Annotated in this window: 18 protein-coding genes; 10 read left to right on the top strand and 8 right to left on the bottom strand. The window is 46.0% G+C overall.

Going from position 1 to position 18,158, the window contains the following annotated elements:
- Positions 1-16 precede the first annotated feature (16 nt).
- Positions 17-1,837, top strand: a complete 1,821-nt coding sequence (locus PG915_RS17080; protein ID WP_353499625.1) for a hybrid-cluster NAD(P)-dependent oxidoreductase — start codon at positions 17-19, stop codon at positions 1,835-1,837.
- A gap of 51 nt (positions 1,838-1,888) precedes the next feature.
- On the opposite strand, the gene PG915_RS17075 is transcribed toward PG915_RS17080, so the two are convergent.
- Both PG915_RS17075 and nadE read right to left on the bottom strand, forming a co-directional pair.
- Positions 1,889-2,134: a YdcH family protein gene (locus tag PG915_RS17075; RefSeq protein ID WP_112462432.1), complete on the bottom strand. Its 246-nt coding sequence runs from the start codon at positions 2,132-2,134 to the stop codon at positions 1,889-1,891.
- 225 nt (positions 2,135-2,359) lie between these two features.
- Positions 2,360-3,190, bottom strand: coding sequence for an ammonia-dependent NAD(+) synthetase (gene nadE / locus PG915_RS17070; protein WP_353499624.1), 831 nt, complete (start codon positions 3,188-3,190; stop codon positions 2,360-2,362).
- Between the two features lie 117 nt (positions 3,191-3,307).
- On the opposite strand from nadE, the gene PG915_RS17065 reads away from it, so the two are divergent.
- Together PG915_RS17065 and PG915_RS17060 are read left to right on the top strand one after the other, a co-directional pair.
- Positions 3,308-3,820 carry a nicotinate-nicotinamide nucleotide adenylyltransferase gene (locus tag PG915_RS17065; RefSeq protein ID WP_353499623.1) on the top strand — a complete coding sequence of 171 codons (513 nt, stop codon included), beginning with the start codon at positions 3,308-3,310 and terminating at the stop codon, positions 3,818-3,820.
- A gap of 31 nt (positions 3,821-3,851) precedes the next feature.
- Positions 3,852-4,346, top strand: coding sequence for a hypothetical protein (locus tag PG915_RS17060; protein WP_353499622.1), 495 nt, complete (start codon positions 3,852-3,854; stop codon positions 4,344-4,346).
- A gap of 111 nt (positions 4,347-4,457) precedes the next feature.
- Here PG915_RS17060 and PG915_RS17055 read toward each other — a convergent pair whose 3' ends face one another.
- Complete coding sequence (locus PG915_RS17055) at positions 4,458-5,060, bottom strand: AraC family transcriptional regulator (protein ID WP_353499621.1); 603 nt, start codon at positions 5,058-5,060, stop codon at positions 4,458-4,460.
- A gap of 199 nt (positions 5,061-5,259) precedes the next feature.
- Here PG915_RS17055 and PG915_RS17050 point away from each other — a divergent pair, with 199 nt between their 5' ends.
- Positions 5,260-6,402, top strand: a complete 1,143-nt coding sequence (locus tag PG915_RS17050) for a 1-acyl-sn-glycerol-3-phosphate acyltransferase (protein ID WP_353499620.1) — start codon at positions 5,260-5,262, stop codon at positions 6,400-6,402.
- 86 nt (positions 6,403-6,488) lie between these two features.
- Here the strand turns inward: PG915_RS17050 and PG915_RS17045 are convergent, their stop codons facing one another.
- Positions 6,489-7,268 carry a slipin family protein gene (locus tag PG915_RS17045; protein ID WP_353499619.1) on the bottom strand — a complete coding sequence of 260 codons (780 nt, stop codon included), beginning with the start codon at positions 7,266-7,268 and terminating at the stop codon, positions 6,489-6,491.
- Positions 7,269-7,277: 9 nt separating this feature from the next.
- Positions 7,278-8,645 (bottom strand): NfeD family protein, encoded by a 1,368-nt coding sequence (locus PG915_RS17040; protein WP_353499618.1) that lies wholly within the window; start codon positions 8,643-8,645, stop codon positions 7,278-7,280.
- A gap of 155 nt (positions 8,646-8,800) precedes the next feature.
- Here PG915_RS17040 and PG915_RS17035 point away from each other — a divergent pair, with 155 nt between their 5' ends.
- Together PG915_RS17035 and PG915_RS17030 are read left to right on the top strand one after the other, a co-directional pair.
- The gene (locus PG915_RS17035; RefSeq protein WP_353499617.1) at positions 8,801-9,550 is read left to right on the top strand and encodes a hypothetical protein; all 750 of its coding nucleotides are present in this window, start codon (positions 8,801-8,803) and stop codon (positions 9,548-9,550) included.
- A gap of 141 nt (positions 9,551-9,691) precedes the next feature.
- Positions 9,692-9,856 carry a hypothetical protein gene (locus tag PG915_RS17030; protein WP_353499616.1) on the top strand — a complete coding sequence of 55 codons (165 nt, stop codon included), beginning with the start codon at positions 9,692-9,694 and terminating at the stop codon, positions 9,854-9,856.
- 80 nt (positions 9,857-9,936) lie between these two features.
- Here the strand turns inward: PG915_RS17030 and PG915_RS17025 are convergent, their stop codons facing one another.
- From PG915_RS17025 to PG915_RS17015, 3 genes are all read right to left on the bottom strand, one after another.
- Positions 9,937-10,362, bottom strand: a complete 426-nt coding sequence (locus PG915_RS17025; protein WP_353499615.1) for a DUF6515 family protein — start codon at positions 10,360-10,362, stop codon at positions 9,937-9,939.
- A gap of 114 nt (positions 10,363-10,476) precedes the next feature.
- Positions 10,477-11,166, bottom strand: coding sequence for a CatB-related O-acetyltransferase (locus tag PG915_RS17020; RefSeq protein ID WP_353499614.1), 690 nt, complete (start codon positions 11,164-11,166; stop codon positions 10,477-10,479).
- Positions 11,167-11,343: 177 nt separating this feature from the next.
- Positions 11,344-12,720, bottom strand: a complete 1,377-nt coding sequence (locus tag PG915_RS17015; RefSeq protein WP_353499613.1) for an MATE family efflux transporter — start codon at positions 12,718-12,720, stop codon at positions 11,344-11,346.
- A gap of 371 nt (positions 12,721-13,091) precedes the next feature.
- Between PG915_RS17015 and urtA the strand changes: the two genes are divergently transcribed.
- The 4 genes from urtA (at position 13,092) to urtD (ending at position 18,158) form a co-directional block, all read left to right on the top strand.
- A complete protein-coding gene (gene urtA / locus PG915_RS17010) occupies positions 13,092-14,381 on the top strand; it encodes an urea ABC transporter substrate-binding protein (RefSeq protein ID WP_353499612.1) in 1,290 nt (429 codons plus the stop codon).
- A 106-nt stretch (positions 14,382-14,487) separates the two neighbouring features.
- Positions 14,488-16,113, top strand: a complete 1,626-nt coding sequence (gene urtB / locus PG915_RS17005) for an urea ABC transporter permease subunit UrtB (RefSeq protein ID WP_353499611.1) — start codon at positions 14,488-14,490, stop codon at positions 16,111-16,113.
- A 9-nt stretch (positions 16,114-16,122) separates the two neighbouring features.
- Positions 16,123-17,310 (top strand): urea ABC transporter permease subunit UrtC, encoded by a 1,188-nt coding sequence (gene urtC / locus PG915_RS17000; RefSeq protein WP_353499610.1) that lies wholly within the window; start codon positions 16,123-16,125, stop codon positions 17,308-17,310.
- Complete coding sequence (gene urtD, locus PG915_RS16995; protein WP_353499609.1) at positions 17,307-18,158, top strand: urea ABC transporter ATP-binding protein UrtD; 852 nt, start codon at positions 17,307-17,309, stop codon at positions 18,156-18,158. Before urtC ends, urtD begins: the two co-directional genes overlap by 4 nt.

The raw sequence follows: 18,158 nt of genomic DNA, 5'->3' as shown, positions 1-18,158 counted from the left end.
ATAAAAGGGCTCAGTCGTGTCAAAATCTCCTCTGCTTTCCCAAATCAATATCTATCCCGTTAAATCCGTCGGTGGCATTTCTCTTTCTTCTTCTTGGGTCGAAAAACAAGGTTTGTGCTTTGATCGTCGATTTATGGTCGCGCTTTCCGATGGGGCTATGGTCACCGCTCGTAAATACCCAAACATGGTAAAAGTGTCGTCGAGCCTGTTGCCGACAGGGATCATTTTCACTTACCCAGGTATGGCGCCGCTAAGGCTTGAATACAGCAGTTTTAAATTACAGCAGACGCCAGCGACGGTTTGGAAAGACAACTTTGCCGCTTACACCACCACGGATGAAGCGGATGATTGGTTTAGCCAGGTGCTCGATCAGCGCGTTGAACTGTTGTTTACCGGTGAACAGTCGAACCGTGTGCGCGAAAAGTTGGGTCACAATGTGAGTTTTGCCGATGGCTATCCACTACTTATCATTAGCCAAGGCTCTTTAGATGAACTTAATCGTCGCAGTAGTGAAACACACTCAATGGAGCAGTTTCGAACCAACTTAGTGGTCGGTTCCGATGAGCCATTTGTTGAAGACTCGTGGAAGCGTATTAAAATTGGTGAAGTCGAGTTTGAAGCAGTCAAACCTTGCGAGCGCTGCATTTTGACTACGGTTGATGTGGAGAAAGGTGCATTCCGTGAAAGCAAAGAGCCGCTGAATACGTTCTCGCGTTTTCGCGAGAATGAAAGAGGTGGCGTTTTCTTTGGCCAGAACTTGGTCGCCAAAAATGAAGGTATGATCCGCACTGGTGATGAGATTGAAGTTCTTGAATACAAAGATAAAGAAGTATACGACGATCTGGACGCTCAAAAACAAGAGTTTGTTTGTGTTGAGCGCGAACGCGTTGCTCGCAACTTTGAAACGTTTTGGCTAGAGCCTCAAAAAGGCGCAATGCCTGATTACAAAGCAGGGCAGCACCTTCCAATTGAACTTAATCTTGATGGTCAAGTTGTAAAGCGTTTATACACTTTATCATCGAGCCCATCTCGTCCAGGGCGTTTAGCCATCTCAGTCAAACGTATCGATGGTGGCAGCGTATCTAATTGGCTATTCGAGCACTTCCAAGTGGGGGATACCCTAATTGCAGACAAACCAAATGGCAGCTTCCATATGGCGAATGCAGACCACGAGCCATTGTTACTCCTCTCAGCGGGTAGTGGTGTGACACCTATGATGTCGATGCTTCGTGATTTGTCAGACCGAGATGCCGTTAACAATGTGGTGTTCTTCCATCAATGTTCTACTGTTGATGATATTCCGTTTGCAGAGGAGCTTAAATCACTCGAGGCTAAGCACGAGAATCTCACCGTGATGCTGTCTTTGACTCAATCTAGTGATGATTGGCAAGGCTTAAAAGGGCGCTTTAGTTTATCCCACCTCAAACAAATTCCAGATCTTACCGCAAGGCAGGTGTTTGTTTGCGGCCCTGATGGTTTCATGCAAAAGGCTAAGAACCTGATGCTCAAAAAGGGGCTAGCGGAAGACCATTATCATCAAGAAGCCTTTGGTGTTGCGACAGCGACAGAAGACAGCGTTAAGGCGCTTCAAATCAGTATCGATGGTAACGTATTTGAAGGGGATAACCAGAAAACACTGCTGGAGCAGGCTGAAGATGCGGGAATGTCGATTGCGCATACTTGTCGTGCTGGTTTTTGTGGCGCATGCAAGGTGACGGTGGAGTCTGGCTTGGTTCATCAACCTGATGTACCTGCGATTCAAGAATCGGAAATTGCGGAAGGTAAGGTGTTAGCGTGTTGCTCAGTGCCAAGAACGGACGTGGAAATCGTGAGTTAATCGTGATTATAGGTGCCAGTGTCCAACTGGCACCGGCTTTGATTTACATGCTTATTTTGAAGCACTCACTATACGTTGATGCAACGAGTCTTTTAAAACGGCTCTATCATGTTTTAGTTGATGCATCTCGGTATCTTCGATAGGTGAACCGTTGAGTTCCAACACACGAATTTCTTTATCCAGAGCATTGTAGTTTTTAGTATCTGCAGCAAAGCCTTGATCGCTTTGTGTCAGCGCTAAAATTGTATCTTGATGTTCTGGAAATTCCTTAAGAAGAGAGTGATCTTCGCCTAACATAGCAACCCCTTTTTATTCGATGAACAATAGTTTTAGCTTGGGCATGTGCACAAGTGGGTTGATGCGCGCGAAGGCGTGTTATCACCTGTGCTCTTATAACAATGGCACAAGTTAGGAGTGATTAAAAGTTGACCGGTGGCAAGATTTGATTTCAGCGAAGTAAATCACAAGCTAGAAAAAAGCCAGCAATTTTTTTGCTGGCTTTTGGTATTTGTAAGAAGCGGATTAGTCGTAGATTGTCGGGATCGCTTCACGTTTGTGTTGTGTTGCTTTGTAAATAGCAACCAACTTGTCTGAAACGTCTTGAGAAACTGGCTTGCCCTCTAAGAAGTCATCAATCTGATCGTACGTTAGGTTTAACGCATCTTCATCGGCTTTTTGTGGATCGAGTTCTTCAAGATCTGCGGTTGGTGTTTTCTTAACAAGTAACGCTGGCGCACCAAGGGTTGCGGCTACTTCACGAACTTGACGTTTGCTAAGACCAAATAGCGGTGCCAAATCACATGCACCATCACCAAACTTAGTGTAGAAACCAGTGATGTTTTCTGCTGAGTGGTCAGTACCAAGCACTAAACCACCCACGTAACCAGCGATTTCGTACTGAGCGACCATGCGTGCACGCGCTTTTACGTTACCTTTAACAAAATCGACTTTCGCCGCGTCTGTTGGTAGCAGGCCAGTGCCTTCTAGTGCAACGTGTGAAGCAGCATGAAGACCATCCACACCAGCTTTGATGTCAACGGATACAGAGTGGGTTGGTTCGATGAAAGAGAGCGCTAGCTGTGCTTCGTCTTCGTCTTTTTGTTCACCGTAAGGTAGGCGCACTGCGATGAATTGGTAGTCGTTGCTCTCGCTCGCTTGGTTGAGCTCGTTAACTGCCAATTGTGCCAAACGGCCACAAGTTGTTGAGTCCACACCCCCACTGATACCGAGAACGATGGATTTGCATCCAGACTGTTGCAATTTACTCTTAATAAATGCAACACGGCGTTCAATTTCAAATTGTGGGTCGATAGACGGAAGCACGCGCATCTCGTCTCGAATAAGTTGTTCCATGTGGGATCCCTTTTCCTGCAAGCAAAAATGATTTCTTGTATGATACCTACGAATATCGCTGAAAAAAAGTTACAGTGGTGGCCAATCTATGCATAGATACGATTTATTGAGATACATATGACAAAAATAGCGATATTTGGCAGCGCCTTTAACCCACCGAGCCTTGGCCATAAGAGCGTGATTCAATCACTGAGCCATTTTGACAAGGTACTGCTGGTGCCGAGTATCTCTCACGCTTGGGGCAAAAGTATGTTGGATTACAGCATTCGCTGCCAACTGGTCGATATGTTTATAGACGATTTAGCCCAAAGTAATGTCGAGCGCTCAGATATCGAAGAGCACTTGTATCAGCCAAATAGTTCAGTGACCACATTTGCAGTGCTAGAAGCCCTAGAGCAGCATTACCCTGATGCCGAGCTGACTTTTGTGCTGGGGCCTGACAACCTATTTAGCTTCGAAAAATTTTATAACGCTCAGCAAATCGTTGAACGTTGGTCATTACTCGCCTGTCCCGAGAAAGTGAAAGTTCGCTCTACTACTATCCGTTACAGTTTGTCCCAAGGTTTGAATGTAGATCACTTAACAACAGTAAGTGTCGCTAAACATTTGGTCGCCCATAAGCTATATTGACCATATAACTAAAATGGATAATTTATAAAAAATGAAAGCAACATGGATTTGTATTGCTTTAGCAGTGGCCGTCAGTAGCCCTCTTGCGTATGCATTTTGTGAGAGTAATTCGAGTAAGTCTGTCGTTATTAAAGCGACGGAGGAAGAGTCTTTTTGCTCGCTAATCACCAAGCCGTTTAGCTACATCGGCAACCAAGTTGTGACACTTGGTGGTCTTATTGAACCTGAAACGCCAACTAACACTTTGCAAGACTCCTACTGGGATCAATGGTTGTTAACTCAAGAATCTGAACCTGTGTTAACTGGAAACATCGACAACAGCTTTGTTGGTATTGGTCTCTGGGCACCCGATGAAATTGCTCGTCGTAAAGATGAAATGTCGATGCAAGAGTGGTTAATGGCGCAGGGTCTGCACTTTGGTGTTGGATTTGGCGAAAAAGGCAAAGAGCCTAGGTTGCGTCTTGATTATCGTTGGCACCAGGATTACCAAGGCGACATGATGATGCAAGTTGAAGTGCCATTTTAGAGCGTTTTGGTCACTTTCACTCATTGAATAGAGCTAAGCAGAATAATAACAAAGCGAGCCTAGGCTCGCTTTGTTGCATGTGGTGAGAACATTTACCCGAAAGGGTGTCACCTATAGTTCCGTACCCAGCAGGTTTTGGGTAAGCTGCTGGAACTGTGCTTGATTACCAGCGAACAACTGCTCACAAATCGCCTCTGGTTTTTTACCAGACAGTTTAAGCTTGCGAGCTTCACGAACAAGAAGCACTAATGCCAATTCACCAGATACGGTATTTGAACCCGGTGTCCAGCGCGAGATGTTTTCACTGGTGCTGTCTAGAGTGAGTGCAGGTGACATCGCAGCAACTTCATGGCGTAGGACTTGCAGCAGATCGTTTTTAATCACGTCACTTGATGCGGTGGTGAGTCTATCTAGAATCGCACTCGTTAGTGGTGTGGTTTTGATATGGCCGGCTTGTCCCGGAAACTTATCGCGCAAACGAATTGAAAACTTCACCGTACTAAGCTTGGTATGCGGTAGTATTGTCAAGCTTGTTAGGCAGTCAAACGGCAGCCAAAAGAGTTCGCCAGCTTGGAATAGATATTCGTTTTTACCCAGTCTGACTATCACTTGACCTTCCTCGACACGAATTAGCTGGTTATGCAGCGTTTTTTTACGTGCGGTGATGGTGACAAAGTCGTAACTGTTTGATTGAAAGTCGATTGCGTGATTCATGGTGGTCTTAAGCTGTGGATCTGCGCGTAGGTTACCCCCTGAAGGGGGGAATGCCAACTAAAGATCACACTTTTATGTGGTTGTTAGTGAACAAGATGCTAAAACTGTGGTCTGACCTTAACAAAAATAGACGCAATAGGGCTGCGGTCTTTAGTCACAGGGCGTAGAATATGGCAGCTTTTAATTTGATGTAGCAAACATGACAACACAGACAGATCCTTATATTGATATTCGTCCTTACAATGATGACGAAATCCCAGCCGCGATTGATCGACTGATCAACGACGCTGAATTTATTGATGCTATTTTGCAGCACCGTTTTTCTAATCATGCGCCTTGGTTTAAAGCGCTGATGAGCCCATTGGTTAAAGTGTACCTAAAATTCAAGTGGGCTAAGCTTGATAGCGTAGAAGCGATCCAGCTAGAAGTGAAAAAGTATCTAGAGCAAACGCTAAACGCAACAACACAAGGTGTGACTTATCAAGGTCTTGATAAGCTAGATAAAAACACCTCTTACCTATTTGTGTCGAATCACCGTGATATCGCGATGGATCCGGCGCTTGTTAACTACGGCCTACACCAAAACAACCACAGAACCGTGCGTATTGCTATTGGTGATAATTTACTTAAAAAGCCCTGTGCAACTGAGCTTATGCGCCTCAACAAGAGCTTTATCGTTAAGCGCTCGCTTAAAGGCTCACGTGAGATGATGAGAGCTTTGGGCACGTTGTCTTCGTACATTAAGCACTCACTGGATACTGGAAACTCAATCTGGATTGCTCAGAAAGAAGGTCGTGCAAAAGATGGCAACGATTTCACTGACCCTGCGATTCTTAAGATGTTCCATGTTGAAGGTCGCAAGCAAAAAGTGGCATTCGCAGAGTACATTCGTTCGTTAAAAATTGTCCCAGTGTCGGTCTCTTACGAAAACGACCCTTGTGATATTGCTAAAGCAAAAGAACTTTATGAAAAAGCGACGCATGGCAACTATCAAAAAGGTGAGTTTGAAGATATCGAAAGCATCGTGCAAGGCATTGTTGGCCGCAAAGACCGCGTAAACGTGGTGTTTGGTGATGTGATTGATCAAGACTTTGAAACACCAGACGCATTGGCGCAAGAGATCGACCGCCAAATCCATGCAAACTACACTTTGTTCCCAATTAACAAGTTGGCTGCTGGTTTGGAAGATGACACCATTACTGAAGCAACGCGCACAACGCTAAAAGAGAAGTTTGATGTGCTGCCAGAGGGCGCACACCAATATTTGCTGGATAGCTATGCCAACCCGGTGAAGAACATTTTGCTAGATAAAGCAGAGATGCCAGAAGCCGCAGAAGCGTAAAGACGTTTCGAACACTATTTAGAGCATTGAAAATACCACCCTTGGACTTCTCCAAGGGTGGTATTTTTTTATGTGGTGTACTGAGCTCAGCTATCGCCAGGTTTGTCTTTTGGGATTGCTTGAGCGATGTCTGATACCGCTTCCGCTAAGTTGATTGGTAGTGGAAATACAATAGTGGAGGTCTTGTCATTGGTTATTTCGGTGAGTGTTTGCATGTACCTAAGTTGCAGTGCGTTCGGAGCTTGATTCAGGATCTCAGCAGCCTCTTTCAATTTATTCGATGCCTCGAGCTCACCAGTTGCATGAATGATTTTCGCTCGGCGGTTACGTTCGGCTTCTGCTTGCCTTGCTAAGGCTCTGACCATGCTTTCGTTTAGGTCGACATGTTTCACTTCAACAGTCGCGATTTTTATGCCCCAGTCATCGGTTTGCTGATCGAGTATGGCTTGTAGATCTTTGTTAAGACGTTCTCTTTCTGACAACAGTTCATCCAGTTCATGTTGACCTAGCACAGAGCGTAGGGTCGTTTGTGATAGTTGGCTAGTGGCATCGCTGTAACTTTCGATGTTGTTGATCGCCATTTGCGGATCAACGACGCGGAAATAGACTACGGCATTGACGCGCACTGATACATTGTCGCGGGTAATTAAGTCTTGCGTCGGCACATCAAGAACCACCGTTCTTAAATCGACACGCACCATTTGCTGAATAAAGGGAATCAAGATAATTAGGCCAGGCCCTTTTACCTCTTGAAATCGACCAAGAAAGAATACTACGCCACGCTCATATTCGCGCAGTACTTTGAAAATTTGTGTCGCCAGTGCAATCAATAAAACGGCAATGACTCCAAATGTGTAACTTAACATACGCGCCTCCTAATTGTGTGGGCGGTGATGGGATGTGATTTTAAGCTTTAGTCCTTGAATATCGACGATTGTGACTTTGTCTCCGCGCAAAGGATTGGCGCTGTCATCGGTTGTTGCGCTCCAAAGTGCACCATTTAATTGAACTCGCCCATGCCCATCGACAAAGTCATCGCTGACGACTGCGACCTTACCTGGAAAAGTTTCTGTACCCGTTGTGATGTGCTTGCGACGAATGCGAAGCAACAAACCCACGACCAGGAGAATGAGCGCCAATGAAAATATGCCTATGCCGATGATGAGTGGCAGCGCTACCTGAAAATTGGGCAGCTCACTATCCATAAGAAAAATCGAGCCCAGCACGAAGGCAACGAGCCCACCAAGCCCTAGGATGCCGAAGCTTGGGCTAAATGCTTCCGCCACCATGAGTGCGATTCCAAGCAACAAAAGAGCAAGTCCTGCGTAATTCAAAGGCATCATTTGCAGTGCGTACATGGCAAGCAACAAGCAAATACCACCAAGCACGCCAGGAAGTCCAATACCAGGGTTATAGAACTCAAGAAGAAGACCATAGATACCAATCAGCATTAAGATATAGGCGACGTTGGGATTAGTGATAACGGCCAGCATCTCTGCGCGCCAATCAGGTATGCGTTCAACAAAAATGGGAACTTCAATTGACGGTGTCACATTTTGGTTGGCGACAGTGATGGTTTTCCCATTGATGGCGTTGATCAACTCTTCAGGGGAATTGACCAAGTAATCAATGACATTGAGTTCTAACGCGTCAGTGGCATCGAGACTGGCAGCTTCGGTTACCGCTTTTTGAGCCCACTCAGCATTTCGACCATGGAGCCTAGCAAGACCTTTGATATAGGCTTTCGCATCATTAATGACCTTTTTCTCTGATGCGGTTTTAGCGGGAACTTGCTGTGAGTTGTAATCGTCGTTGACAGGTTCTTTATCATCATCTTCTCCTACCGGAGATGTTGGTGACTTACTCCCGCCCAAAGCAACGGGAGTGGCGGCGCCAAGGTTGGTGCCTTCGGCCATCGCAGCAATATGGCTGGCGAGCAAAATATACGTGCCAGCACTGGCTGCACGTGACCCAGCAGGTCCAACCCAAGTCGCGATAGGGATATTGGAAGCAGTAATAGCGTGGACAATATCTCGCATGGCACTGTCCAAACCGCCTGGAGTGTCCATTTTCAGGATAATAAGGCTTACACCCTGCGTATGCGCCAGTTCTATTTCACGTGATAGATAGTCACTGTTTGCCGGTCCAATCGCCCCGTTGACAGGTAAAATCCAAACGGTGTTTGCTAGCGCCTGACCAGCAAACAGGGTTAGTGTGATAAGTAGAAGCCACAAACGTTTCATACCATCCTCCTATTCAAGGATTTGATGCGCTTGTTGTCTTTAAAGTATAGGCGATTTCCCTCTGATAATGGCTACAACTACATAGTCCGTCTAGACTCAAGCATGATGTAAATAGAAACCATCAAAATCAGCAACCTTCATACATAGGAGCGGCTATGATCTACCCAGAACCACTGCCTCATGGCGAACTGCATCACATCATCAATGACATCTATATGGTGACAGGCTCGGTGGAGATGAAAGCGCCTCAACCTAAATATGGTCCGTTCAAAATGACGTTTAGTCGCAATATGATGGTGATTAAGCAGGGTGGTGAGCTGATTTTGGTGAACTCTGTGCGATTGAACGAAAAAGGTATCGCACAACTAGATGAACTTGGTGATGTCACTCATGTGGTGCGTCTAGCTGCATTCCATGGTTTTGATGACCCATTTTACAAAGAGACGTTTAAAGCCACGCTTTGGTCTGTAGAGGCTCCGTATGTGCGTGGCTTCGCTAAGTCTACTAAGGAAGAATATTACCGAGCAGATCGGATATTAAAGCCTGGCAGTGAACTTCCGATTAAAGGTGCGTCTTATCATGAGTTTACGACCAGTCATCCTAAAGAAGGCTTGATATTGCTGGAGCGAGAAGGCGGCATTCTGCTGGCGGGAGACAGCATGCAGAACTGGCCTAAGCCTGATAAGTACTTTAACTGGTTTGCCAAAATCATGATGAAGCGAATGGGTTTTATTGCGCCGAGCAATTTTGGCCCAGGTTGGCTAGAGCTCGCGAAACCCGAAAAAGACGAGTTGATGGAGAAAGCAAGACTTGATTACAGCGTGCTATTGCCTGCACATGGCAACCCTATTATGGCAAATGCGCAGCAAGGATTTATAAAAGCTGCTGAGCAAGCCTATTCTTAGACACTGCATTTGGATAAATAAAACTAATCCGAAACCAATATAAAATTTCGTAACTAACTTACTGAAAATATTTGACCTTGCTCACAAAATGGGTAGAATTCGTGCTGTCTTTTGAAATGTTATTACACAAGGGTGAGAACAATGAACTCAGCACTGCTATCAACATTGGACACTGAAAAATCAAACAAAGTAGAGAGCGCATCTAAGTCGTCGACGTCTACTGTGGCTGAAATTGCAACTATCGTTGCAATGTACCTTGCTACTTCAGCTGTGATTTTGTTACTAAGCCTAACTTGGGTGATGTAACCAGCTTTTCAAGGATTTGAAAGGAGCGATACTCGCTAAAGCAGCACATGTGAGTATCGCCTAAACCGCTTCTAACTTTTCTACGGTTCTACCACCACATACTTGCCATTTCCGATGGACAAGAACCAATTCCCTCTCGATACAAAGTACTGTTGGCCACGTTTATTGACTGCCGTAGCCCCTTCAGGAAGCTGTCTAATCACTTTACCCGGCCGATAGCGACGCTTTGGCGGCTTTTCGACAAACACATATTTCTCTTTTCTCTGCTGGTAATAATGTCCATCGATGAGCGCGTATGTTACGCCTGCGATGGCCAATAAAATGGCATCTTTAGGTAGGCGGTGTTTTGGATAGTGATGAACGACATGCACTTCTTTCTTTTTATGTTTGTGTTTATGTTCTTTCCAAGGTTTGTCGATAAACTTGTGCCAAGGGTCTGCAAAAACAGGGCTGGTTCCAAGCACGGTGCAGATAATGAGTGTGGAAAACAAAGATTTGTAAGTCATAAATGGCTCAATTGAAAACTTTGAGCCATTGTTCCGTTTCGTGGATGTTTGTGGGTTAGTACTTTGTCATGAACGAGTCGTGATTTGATGGGGGCTAAATGGGGTGTTCTGTAACTATTTGTGGGGTGAATTACTCAACTTGCCGCCTGTGAGCGCATCGCTACTTTGGTAAAACTCAAACAAGGCATTGATATCAGGACTGCACATGATATCCATAGCCTCTTTCAACGATGCTAGAGGCCAATCCCACCATTTCATTTGTGAAAGCTTATGGATTTCTTGCTCGGTAAAGCGCTTTTTTATGACGGTGTTATGACCGACCACCACAGTGTAAGGCGCGACGTCTTTGGTGATCACCGAACGTGCACCAATAATCGCTCCGTCGCCAATTGTTACCCCAGGCATTATCATCGCTTCAGAACCAATCCAGACATCGTTGCCGATAACAGTGTCTCCGGAGGGCAGAAAGCCATCTTGAACTTTGTCGCCAAAGGTCTCACTCGGAAAAGGAAACGTCGATATCCAGTCCATTCGGTGGCCTTGGTTGCCAGCCATCATAAAGGTCGCCCCTGATGCGATAGAGCAAAACTTACCAATGTAGAGCTTATCGATATTTGGATAGAGACCGCTTTCCCATACTTCTCGAGTCGGTGGATCGCCAAGCAGATAGCGCACGGCACACTCTTCGAAGTTTTTTCCGTGATAAAAACCTGAATAGTAGGAGTGATCGCCGACCTGAATATTAGGGTTAGTGATTGTATCTTTTATGACTTGGCCTTGAAGCCAATTGGGAAAAGGATTCATGTTGTTGCTTCTTTTTGGTAGTGACTCACAAAAACTAGCATGAGAACAGTGTAAGTCCAAATCTAGTCTTGTTTATCGGTTTTTAGGCCACTAGTTTACTAGGAAAACATGTCGGATTTAGGGAAAGGTATGAAAGGGCATCGTATTAGCCCTATTTCGACTTAAAACTGCGCTCAGCTAAGCAGCTGAGCGCTCGGTATTTTCAGTTAAATTGTTTACCCATTTATCACTGTAGACTCGCCATGCCGCGGGCAGAACCTTAATAATTTCTTCCGATGTCATCAAAAGCAGTACAGTAGTAAAAGGCAATTCAAACACGATAGCACCCATAGCAGTTACAGGAACTGCCCACATCCATTGGCAAACGAAGTCCATGTTCATACAAAATTTACTGTCCCCACCACTTCTCAGTACACCAACGATTAAAGTGATGTTGATGGTTCGCAACATGATGCTCAGCGCCATAACAGGGAAGCTCATAATCATGAGTTCTGTGACGTCATCAGATAACGCGCCATAGAGAGATAAAAGGGCACTTTGCGCGACTAATAAAATGCCCCCAAGTAACGCGCCCACAATAAAGGCAGATTGAAGCGCCCACCTGGCATATTGTGTACTGTGCTTAAATTGATTCGCGCCTAAGCTGTTGCCAATAATGATACCGGTAGCATTAGATAGGCCGAGACCTAAGGCAAGACCAACGGACTCTAGTGGCGTAATCACCGCCATCGTTGCGAGTTCGGTTTGTCCCATGCGACCAAGAATGATGTTGAATGTAAAGATACCGGCGCACCAAATCACCGTACCGACCATTATCGGGTATGTAATGGTGACGAACTTACTCACCATGCTTCGTTCACAAGCCTCGACAACGTTTTGCCAACGCAATGCCAGAACTGGAAAGTAGCGATAGATGATAACCAGTATTACGATTAGGCGTATTGAACGAGCGATAACGCTGCCGATCCCTGCACCAATAAGACCCATTGCGGGCAAACCTAAGTAGCCGAATATCAGAATGTAATTCAAAACCACATTGAGGGCGACTTCTAATATCGACACATATAGGTTTATACGGGTCTGTCCTATTGAGCGCAGCGCCGTGTCAGCGGCGATACCAAGCCCAGATAGACACATGGCAATGCCAAGAAGTTGAACATAGTCACTGGCGAGTGCCAGTACAGTTTCGCTTGGATTGAACAAACTCGGCAATAAGGTCGGCATGAAAAAGCAGAGTACGAAGCAAAAAAAGGCAAGTCCTTGAGTGACTCCTGTACCCAGCGCGAGATAGCGCTTAAGGCCTTTTTCATCGTTCGCACCCCAGTATTGGGCTAACAAGATTCCCATACCGGAGCCCAGTCCCCAAACCAAGACGATGGAAACCCAAAATATTCGAGCGCCAATGCCCGCCGCCGCGACTTCCTCTGTACCTAATTGACTGATCATTAAACTGTCGACAAAACCTAAACTGCTCATCAACAAGCTTTGCAGTGCAATTGGAATCCCTAGTATTAGGACATTTTTAACAAAGTAGCGATACGACGGTGGCTCCATAGCGTTCTCCCTGGTTGCTTAATTTTCAAGCTACTGATTTTGATCACAATATGCAACGAATTACTCTTTATGTAGTGAGAGTTACCTCGCATAATTTCCAGTGTCTTGCGCTCATAAGAGTGCCAAGTTATTAACTCGATTGCATTAAATTGGTGCTTATGCGAGTGATTTCTCTAATCTGGTGAAATTTGAACTGTAATTGCACCAAGATGCAGCGCACCAAATTGAACTAACCGTATCCAAGTTGTGCACAAAAAATAAAACTATTATATATTCAAGACGTTATGTCGCTATTAACAATGTTGTCCAAATTGGCACTCTTCTTGAAGTAATAGATTTGAATAACTATTCATAACAAGGAGATATCCAACATGAACATGACGTTCAAATTAAAGCTTACAGCGATGGGCGCGTCACTGGCTTTTGCATCTGGCATGGCGATGGCTGAAGAGGAAACGATCAAAGTTGGCGTTCTACACTCACTATCAGGTACGATGGCAATCAGTGAGACGACACTGAAAGACACCATTTTGATGTTGGTGGAAGAGCAAAATAAGAAAGGCGGCCTATTGGGCAAAAAGCTTGAAGCTGTTGTGGTAGACCCTGCGTCAAACTGGCCTCTATTTGCCGAGAAAGCACGTGAGCTGATTGAGAAGGAGAAGGTTGATGTGGTATTCGGTGGTTGGACGTCCGTATCTCGCAAATCGATGCTTCCTGTGTTTGAAGAGTTAAACAGTATTCTTTTCTACCCAGTGCAGTATGAGGGTGAAGAGTCATCGAAGAATGTGTTTTACACCGGCGCTGCGCCAAACCAACAAGCAGTTCCTGCGGTTGACTACCTAACGGATGAATTGGAAGTAGAACGTTGGGTGTTAGCTGGTACGGATTACGTTTATCCGCGCACGACCAACAAGATCTTAGAGTCTTACCTGAAATCGAAAGGGGTGAGCGAATCAGACATCATGATTAGCTACACGCCGTTTGGTCATTCTGACTGGCAGTCGATTGTTTCTGACATCAAGAAATTTGGTTCTGAAGGCAAGAAAACTGCCGTTGTATCAACCATCAACGGTGACGCAAACGTACCATTTTACAAAGAGCTAGGAGCACAAGGCGTCTCATCTGAAGACATCCCTGTTGTGGCATTCTCGGTTGGTGAAGAAGAACTATCAGGTATGGATACTTCCGCGTTGGTGGGTCACTTAGCGGCATGGAACTATTTCATGAGCGTGGATACTGATGCGAATGAAGAGTTCGTTGAAACGTGGCAGAAGTTCATTGCAAGCGAAAAACGTGTCACCAACGATCCGATGGAAGCACACTACATTGGCTTCAATATGTGGACACAAGCGGTGACGAACGCAGGTACGACAGATGCTGAAAAAGTACAGGACGCATTGATCGGCGTGTCGGTACCAAACCTATCAGGTGGCTACTCAACCATGCTACCAAACCACCACATCACAAAACCGGTTCTAATCGGTGAAATCCAAGATGACGGTCAGTTTGACGTTGTTTGGGAAACCACTGGTCTAGTAGCAGGTGACGCATGGTCTAACTACCTACCCGAATCAGCGAAGCTTTACTCTAGCTGGGCGAAGCCATTCTCATGTGGCGCATTCAACGTAGAGACAGGCAAGTGTTCAGGTAGCGCGCAATAAATCCTCGATATTCGGTACCTCTCCCGTTCCTTCCTTAAAGGGCTGAGGTACCTTTTTATTTCGCTGGAGTTCACGTCAGGCTCTGGCAGCCAAAAGGACGCATTTCATGAGAACCATAATTCACATATTGAAAGTCGTGGTGTTCTTTGTTTTGAGTACGCACTTCGCGTTGGCTAGCGTAAGTGACAGGGAGACGTTTGCCCAAGCACTCATCGGAAAAAACAACCCTCTAAAAGAGTCAGCAATGACTTGGATTGTTGAGAATGAATCTTCAGCAGTCGCAAAATCGGTATTAACCGCTTGGCTTGAAGGTGACCTCTATTATGTCAAAGACAAAAAGAGTGAGCAGTTTCAGGCTTTGTACATTTCAGACAACATCAAAAAGTCTCCCACTGCAAAAAGCGCTTGGGATGATACGACGTTGGCCATCGAATCCTCTCGTCAGTTTAAGAAAGTTCGAGTAAACAACAAATTACGCGGCATGATTCGCCTAGAAATCGCATCGCTTGGTTTGTCGAACTCCGAACCTTCGATTCGGTTAAGTGCGGTAACCGCCTTTTTAGGCAAAACGGATGACGCCGTTATGGCGAAGCTGAAGCAAAGAAAGGAGATTGAGCACGATGCTGATGTGCTCAACATTCTTAACTTGGCACTGGCGATTGACCAATCGCTAACAGGGGACACGAACACAGACAAAATCACTGCGATAGAAACCCTATCTGGTTACAAACAATCGGTTGTCTTGCAGACCTTGAACCAGGTTATCGACAAAGAAAAAGACGAGCTTGTCGTTGCTGCGGCCGAGCGTGCGCTTGATAGCTATCAGCAGAGTCAGAAGTTCTACTCAGGTGTCGAAACCGTCTTTTTTGGTTTGAGTCTAGGTTCAGTATTAGTACTGGCAGGCATCGGTCTTGCCATTACCTTTGGTGTGATGGGCGTTATCAACATGGCTCATGGCGAGCTTATTATGATTGGCGCGTACACCACGTATGTGATGCAGCAGCTTATGCCAAACAGTATCGGTATGGCGCTTATCCTTTCAATTCCGATGGCGTTTGTTGTCTCTGGTTTGGTCGGTATTGCGATAGAGCGCAGTGTTATCCGTCACCTCTATGGCCGACCTTTAGAAACCTTACTGGCAACATTTGGTATCAGCTTGATCTTGCAGCAAGCGGTTCGTTCTATTTTCTCTCCTCTTAACCGTTCTGTGAGCACGCCAGACTGGATGTCTGGTGCTTTGAATATCAACCCAATGTTGTCTCTGACTTATAACCGCTTATACATCATTCTGTTCTGCATCATGGTGTTTGTGGGCTTGGTGATGGTGTTAAAGAAAACACCGCTCGGCCTTCAGGTTCGCGCAGTGTCTCAAAACAGAGCAATGGCACGAGCGATGGGTATTCGCTCAGAGCGAGTCGATGCCATGACGTTTGGACTGGGCTCGGGTGTTGCGGGTGTCGCCGGTGTGGCGTTATCTCAGCTTACCAACGTAGGGCCTAACATGGGACAAGCCTACATCATAGACTCCTTCATGGTGGTGGTGTTTGGTGGTGTTGGAAATCTATGGGGAACCTTAGTTGCGGGACTGAGCCTTGGCCTATTTAACAAGATCCTTGAACCATGGGCAGGTGCCGTTCTTGCCAAGATCTTGGTATTGGTATTCATCATCTTGTTCATTCAAAAACGCCCTCGTGGACTCTTCCCACAACGTGGTCGTGCGGCAGAAGGTTAAGGAAAACATATGCAATCAACAATTCAATCTTCTGGACAGCCGACAGGCTCTGCGTCTAAGTCGTTTGTACTCGCGGCAATGCGTGGTGATAAAGGTGGACAGCTGACAATCTTAGCTATCTTAGCCACCGTTATTTTTATTCCGCTAGCGAACACACTATTGCCATCGGGTCATCCGCTTCACGTTGAGACGTTTACTATTTCACTGATGGGCAAGTATCTGAGCTATGCCATGCTGGCTTTGGCGGTCGATTTGGTTTGGGGTTATCTCGGGATCCTCAGTTTAGGGCATGGCGCCTTCTTTGCGCTTGGTGGTTATGCCATGGGGATGTACTTGATGCGCCAGATTGGCGATAGGGGAGTGTATGGCAACCCGATATTGCCTGACTTTATGGTGTTCCTAAATTGGCAAGAACTTCCTTGGTTTTGGCACGGTTTTGACCAGTTTTGGTTTGCTTGCCTGATGGTTGTGCTTGTGCCCGGGGCATTGGCGTACGTGTTCGGTTATCTGGCGTTTCGCTCTCGCGTTTCTGGGGTTTATCTCTCCATTATGACTCAGGCTCTGACCTATGCTTTGATGTTGGCTTTTTTCCGCAATGAAATGGGTTTTGGCGGCAATAATGGCCTGACCGATTTCAAAGATATCCTAGGGTTTAGTCTGCAGCAGGATTCCACCAAAATTGCTCTGTTCGTGGTAACGGGGATTGCACTCGTTGTCAGCTACATTGTTTGCCGAACAGTGATCGGTAGTCGCCTTGGGCGCGTTTCTATGGCAATCCGCGATACGGAGTCGAGAACGCGCTTCATGGGGTATGACGTCGATGGCATCAAGCTATGGATATTCGTCCTATCAGCGGTCATCGCTGGTATCGCGGGTGCGCTTTATGTTCCTCAAGTTGGCATCATCAACCCAGGTGAATTTGCTCCACTCAACTCTATTGAAATAGTCGTGTGGGTGGCGCTTGGTGGTCGAGCCACTTTGTTTGGAGCCATTGTCGGTGCGCTGGTTATCAACTACGCCAAGAGCTGGTTTACAGTTGAGTTTCCTGAAGTGTGGCTCTTTGCCCTCGGGGGGCTGTTCGTTTTGTCGACCATGTACTTCCCGAAAGGTTTGATTGGTTTTATTTCAGACAAAATAGCTTTAATGAAGAAGCGATCTACGCCCGCTCAGGAGTCTGACAAGGAGGTAACAGTATGACGACGTTACACAGAGCCCAGCAGTTCAAAACCTCGGTACAAGAGATCACCAAACGCGATGAAGTGTTCTCATTTTTAAAGCCTGAGCAACACCCGCTTGTCGACACTCGCCACAATATTCTTTTGTATGTAGAAGGTGTGAACAAGAGCTTTGATGGCTTTAAAGCGATTAATGACTTAAACCTCTATATCAAGGAAGGGGAACTGCGCTGCATCATTGGGCCTAATGGCGCAGGCAAAACCACTATGATGGACATCATTACCGGAAAAACCAAACCCGACACGGGCGAGGTTTGGCTCGGTTCAAACATCAACTTGCTTAAGATGAATGAATCTGACATTGCCAACGCAGGGGTTGGCCGCAAGTTTCAAAAACCGACTGTGATTGAATGTCTGACGGTTTGGCAGAACTTAGAGCTTGCCATGTCGGGCGTTCGTGGTGTGTGGGGAACTTACACCGCTTCTCTGTCTGGTGAGCAGCAAGACAAGTTGGAATCGGTACTTGAGCTTATCCACTTAAAAGACAACGCCACTCTAAATGCAGGGAACCTTTCTCACGGACAAAAGCAGTGGCTTGAGATCGGCATGCTACTGATGCAAAACCCCAAGCTATTACTGGTCGATGAGCCGGTGGCAGGGATGACGCACCAAGAAATGGACAGAACTTCAGAGCTGCTTAACTCGCTCGCCGGTAAACATTCAGTGGTGGTGGTTGAGCACGACATGGACTTTGTTCGTTCTATCGCAAGCCATGTGACGGTGCTACACCAAGGTCATGTACTGGCTGAGGGAACCATGGATCAGGTTCAGTCTCATCCGGAAGTTAAACAGGTTTATCTAGGGGAATAG

It is taken from the genome of Vibrio sp. CB1-14 (assembly GCF_040412085.2).
GTDB lineage: Bacteria > Pseudomonadota > Gammaproteobacteria > Enterobacterales > Vibrionaceae > Vibrio > Vibrio chaetopteri.
The sequence above is the reverse complement of the archived record's forward strand: the minus strand, read 5'-3'. Positions and strand labels throughout refer to the sequence as shown.

Bases quoted from the DNA above. Each gene is read 5' to 3' on its own strand.
- urtD (WP_353499609.1), top strand. From the start codon at position 17,307: ATGACGACGTTACACAGAGCCCAGCAGTTCAAAACCTCGGTACAAGAG.
- PG915_RS17040 (WP_353499618.1), bottom strand. From the start codon at position 8,645: ATGAAACGTTTGTGGCTTCTACTTATCACACTAACCCTGTTTGCTGGT.
- nadE (WP_353499624.1), bottom strand. From the start codon at position 3,190: ATGGAACAACTTATTCGAGACGAGATGCGCGTGCTTCCGTCTATCGAC.
- PG915_RS17050 (WP_353499620.1), top strand. From the start codon at position 5,260: ATGACAACACAGACAGATCCTTATATTGATATTCGTCCTTACAATGAT.
- PG915_RS17025 (WP_353499615.1), bottom strand. From the start codon at position 10,362: ATGACTTACAAATCTTTGTTTTCCACACTCATTATCTGCACCGTGCTT.
- PG915_RS17045 (WP_353499619.1), bottom strand. From the start codon at position 7,268: ATGTTAAGTTACACATTTGGAGTCATTGCCGTTTTATTGATTGCACTG.
- PG915_RS17055 (WP_353499621.1), bottom strand. From the start codon at position 5,060: ATGAATCACGCAATCGACTTTCAATCAAACAGTTACGACTTTGTCACC.
- PG915_RS17065 (WP_353499623.1), top strand. From the start codon at position 3,308: ATGACAAAAATAGCGATATTTGGCAGCGCCTTTAACCCACCGAGCCTT.
- PG915_RS17020 (WP_353499614.1), bottom strand. From the start codon at position 11,166: ATGAATCCTTTTCCCAATTGGCTTCAAGGCCAAGTCATAAAAGATACA.
- PG915_RS17015 (WP_353499613.1), bottom strand. From the start codon at position 12,720: ATGGAGCCACCGTCGTATCGCTACTTTGTTAAAAATGTCCTAATACTA.
- PG915_RS17030 (WP_353499616.1), top strand. From the start codon at position 9,692: ATGAACTCAGCACTGCTATCAACATTGGACACTGAAAAATCAAACAAA.
- PG915_RS17035 (WP_353499617.1), top strand. From the start codon at position 8,801: ATGATCTACCCAGAACCACTGCCTCATGGCGAACTGCATCACATCATC.
- urtA (WP_353499612.1), top strand. From the start codon at position 13,092: ATGAACATGACGTTCAAATTAAAGCTTACAGCGATGGGCGCGTCACTG.
- PG915_RS17075 (WP_112462432.1), bottom strand. From the start codon at position 2,134: ATGTTAGGCGAAGATCACTCTCTTCTTAAGGAATTTCCAGAACATCAA.
- urtB (WP_353499611.1), top strand. From the start codon at position 14,488: ATGAGAACCATAATTCACATATTGAAAGTCGTGGTGTTCTTTGTTTTG.
- urtC (WP_353499610.1), top strand. From the start codon at position 16,123: ATGCAATCAACAATTCAATCTTCTGGACAGCCGACAGGCTCTGCGTCT.
- PG915_RS17060 (WP_353499622.1), top strand. From the start codon at position 3,852: ATGAAAGCAACATGGATTTGTATTGCTTTAGCAGTGGCCGTCAGTAGC.